Annotated in this window: 2 protein-coding genes and 1 pseudogene; 2 read left to right on the plus strand and 1 reads right to left on the minus strand. The window is 65.7% G+C overall.

Annotation, left to right across the window (positions count from 1 at the left end):
* Positions 1 to 131: pseudogene (locus RMO57_RS13235) on the plus strand (ABC transporter ATP-binding protein); the annotation flags it as partial.
* Positions 132 to 180: 49 nt separating this feature from the next.
* Here the strand turns inward: RMO57_RS13235 and RMO57_RS13240 are convergent.
* Positions 181 to 2,487 (minus strand): mechanosensitive ion channel domain-containing protein, encoded by a 2,307-nt coding sequence (locus RMO57_RS13240; protein WP_310387321.1) that lies wholly within the window; start codon positions 2,485 to 2,487, stop codon positions 181 to 183.
* 210 nt (positions 2,488 to 2,697) lie between these two features.
* Here RMO57_RS13240 and RMO57_RS13245 point away from each other — a divergent pair.
* Positions 2,698 to 3,531 (plus strand): dihydroxy-acid dehydratase (locus tag RMO57_RS13245; protein ID WP_414896425.1); only part of this gene is annotated, 834 nt, incomplete at its 3' end.

The raw sequence follows: 3,531 nt of genomic DNA on the forward strand, positions 1-3,531 counted from the left end.
AAAACGCCAGCCGCGCACTGCAGATTGCCAACCGGGGCTATGTGATGGAGTCGGGTCTGGTGACGATGACGGGCGCGGGGTTGACCTTGCTGAATGATCCGAAGGTGAGGGCGGCTTACCTCGGCGAGTAGATGAAAAAAAGGCGGCCACTGGCCGCCTTTCTACTGACTGGGTTGACGCTCAGACCGGTTTGCTCAGCAGTTCCACCCGCAGCGGCCCGGCCATGTCCAGATGCACATCGCGCTGCGGGAAGGCAATCGCGATGCCGGCCGCGGCCAAGGCGTCATTGATTGCAAAGCGCAGATCGCTGTCGACCGTCGGGCCGCTGCTCGGCCCGCCCAAGCGAAACCAAAACAACAGTCGCAGCGTCAGCGCGTCGCTGGCAAAGTCCTCGAACAAGACCTCGGGCGGGGGCTCGGGCAGCACCCCGGCATGGGCGCAGGCACAGTCCCGGACCAAGTTTGCGGCGCGCCGCACGTCGGCGCCATAGGCCACGCCGACCGTGATCACGCGGCGCATATCGGGGCTGCCGCCGCTCCAGTTGCTGACCTGGTTTTCGAGCAGATTGGAGTTAGGCACGATCGCGTCGATGCCGTCAAAGCCGCGCACCGTGGTGGCGCGCAGATCGACCGTTAGCACCGTGCCCGAGACGCCGCCGACCGAGACAATGTCGCCGACCCGAATCTTGCGTTCGAACAAGATGATGATGCCGCTGATCAGGTTCTTGATGACGTTTTGAGCGCCAAACCCGACCCCGATCGCGAGCGCGCCGCCGAGGAAGGCAAAGGCGGTGATGGGGATGCGCGCCAGCTTCAACACGATCATCAGCACGACCAGCAGCAGAATCGTCTTCAGCCAGCGGTGCAGCACCCGCGCGAAGGCGACGGACAGGCTTAGGCGCTGCGCCAGCTGCTTGATCAACAGACGCGATAGCCAGCGCGCGAGCCAGTAGCCGGCGGCCAGCATGATCAAGATGCCTACGCTTTTTCCCACCGTAACGCCGTAGTCCAGCGTCACGATGCGGCCGTCTATGGAGGTGTTTTCGGTCGCGCTGAAAAGCTCGTAGTTCCAGGCGGCCGCCGCCCAGCGGCTGCCCAGCTCGCCGGCGTCGGTCAGCAGGTCGGTGGCGTTATCCGGCCCTTGCTTCAGCCCCAAATCGCTGCGGCTGCGGGTCAGCAGCAAGACGGCCCGGCTGAGTGAGCCCGACAGACGCTCCTGCACATTGAGCTGGGTTTGCAGCGCGCTCAGCAAACGCTGTTGCTCAAGGCGCTGGGGCTCATTCGGCAGCAGGTCTTGCACCCGCGCTTCTTGGGTGCGTAGCTCGGCGCGCAGGAAGTCACCGTACTTGCTGCTGATCTGCAGCCGGCTCTGCACCTGCTCGAACAAGCGCTCCAGCGTATCGGACGCCGCACTGATTTTGCTGCTGTCCTGGCTGCCCGCCGTGCCGCCAAACAGTGCGGCCGCAGCCGCCTGGCGGGCCCGCCACAAGTCGGCCTTGCCGCGCGTCAGGGACTCCAGCTCGCGCAAGCCGGTGACGGTCAGGCGCAAGGTCTCCAGCTCGAAGGCGTGATTGGCGGCGGCCTGCACCGGGCCAGCTTCCCGAACGCTTTCGCGCCGCCCCAGCTGGGCCTCAAGCCGTATGCGTTCGGTCGCGATCCCCTCTCTTTCTTGCTCGAATTCCTTCAGCAAGCTGGCCAGGTCGGCGTCGCTGAGCTGCTGCTGCGGGCCGACGCGGGCGATCTCGCTTTGCAGCTGCTCGATGGGCAGGCTCAGGCTGGTCAGGCCTGCGCGCGCACGGCTGCGCGCTTGGTCGGCCTGCAGCAGCTCCAAGTCGGCCACCTCGGACAGCACTTGGCTCAAATCCAGCTGTGGGCGGGCGGCCGATTGCTGCGCGCCGCTGAGCAGCTTCTGACCCGCTTGATCCTGCCGGCGGCGCAGCGTGGCCTCGGCGTCCGCGCGCGCCTCGGCGGCCGCCTCGACCTCGGTGTCCAGTGATTTGGCCAGCATCTTCAGTGCGGCTTGGCGCACCAGCAGGCCGTCGAGCTGGTCGCGCAACTGGTCGACGTCGAGCAACCGGAACGGCGGCTTGCCAGCCAGCGTCGGCACGCTGTTCAAAGGCAGCGAATCACGTTTTTCTGCTTCGCCTTGGTCATTGGCGGCTTGCAGCTGAACCGACAGCAGCATCACACGGCGCTCCGAGGCCACTTTGCGCTCGTCCAGCAAGGGCGCACTGCCGGCGGCCAGCAGTAGCAGCCGTTGTTGATAGGCCTGGGCGGCCCGCAATCGCACTGGCCAGTCCTGCGCCGGGTTCGAGGCCTTGACGGCGCCAGTACCGGCGCTGACGGACGCCGCTTGCATTTGTGCGCGCAGGGCTTCGGGTAGCACGCCCTTGGGCAATTCGAGCGCTAAGCCTGGCCGAGCAGCCAGACTCAAGCTCACGATGAGCAACGATCGGCCGAACAAGGAGCTGGGTTTGAGGAGAGGCATGGGGTGATGTGGCGTAGGCGGCGCGGCCAAACAGGTCAAACAGGTCAAACAGGTCAAACAGGCCAACGGCGCAGAATCAGGAACGCGATCGTCTCATGACGCAGCCGCCTTCGTACCCTTGATGTAACCCGCTAAGGCCTTGAATCTTGTAATATGGTTACTAACTTTCACATCGCCGAGTTACATCTTCGGGCTAGACCGGTAATGCATATGAACAAAACTCTTCTGACCGTGACCGAGCGGATTCGCCAGCGCAGCGCTCCTACCCGGGGTGCTTACCTGGACGGCATCGATCGCATGGCCGGCCGCAAACGCGGCATCGAGCGTATGGGTTGTGCCAATGTCGCCCATGCGGTGGCGGCAATGCCGGCGAATGACAAGCTGCGCATCGTGGCCGAGAAGGCGCCGCATCTGGCCATCATCACCGCTTACAACGATATGTTGTCGGCTCACCAGCCCTACGAGGTCTACCCGGCGCTGATCCGCGACGAAGCGCACAAGCAAGGTGCCACGGTGCAAGTCGCCGGTGGCGTGCCCGCCATGTGCGACGGCGTCACGCAAGGCCTGCCCGGCATGGAGCTGAGCCTGTTCTCGCGCGACACCATCGCCATGAGCACCGCGGTGGCGCTGACGCACGACGTCTACGACGCCGTGCTGCTGCTGGGCGTGTGCGACAAGATCGTGCCGGGCCTCTTGATCGGCGCGCTGCATTTCGGCCACCTGCCGTGTGTGTTCGTGCCGGCGGGGCCGATGAGCACGGGCCTGGGCAACAACGCCAAGAGCAAGGTCCGCGAGCAGGCCGCGCAGGGCCTGGTGGGCCGGGCCGAACTGCTGGCCGCCGAGAGCGCCGCGTACCACGGCCCCGGCACCTGCACCTTCTACGGCACCGCCAACAGCAACCAGATGCTGCTCGAGGCGATGGGCCTGCACGTGCCCGGCACCGCGTTCGTGCACCCGCACGCCGGGCTGCGCGAGGCGCTGACGCGCGAGGCCGTACGCACGGTGCTCGGCATCACCATGGCGCGTCGTTTCACGCCCATCGGC

Source organism: Roseateles sp., from assembly GCF_031397715.1.
In the GTDB taxonomy this organism is placed as follows: Bacteria; Pseudomonadota; Gammaproteobacteria; order Burkholderiales; family Burkholderiaceae_C; genus Paucibacter_A.

What these genes read in the sequence shown, in the direction of transcription:
- RMO57_RS13240 (WP_310387321.1), bottom strand. Translation starts at nt 2,487, where the DNA reads ATGCCTCTCCTCAAACCCAGCTCCTTGTTCGGCCGATCGTTGCTCATC.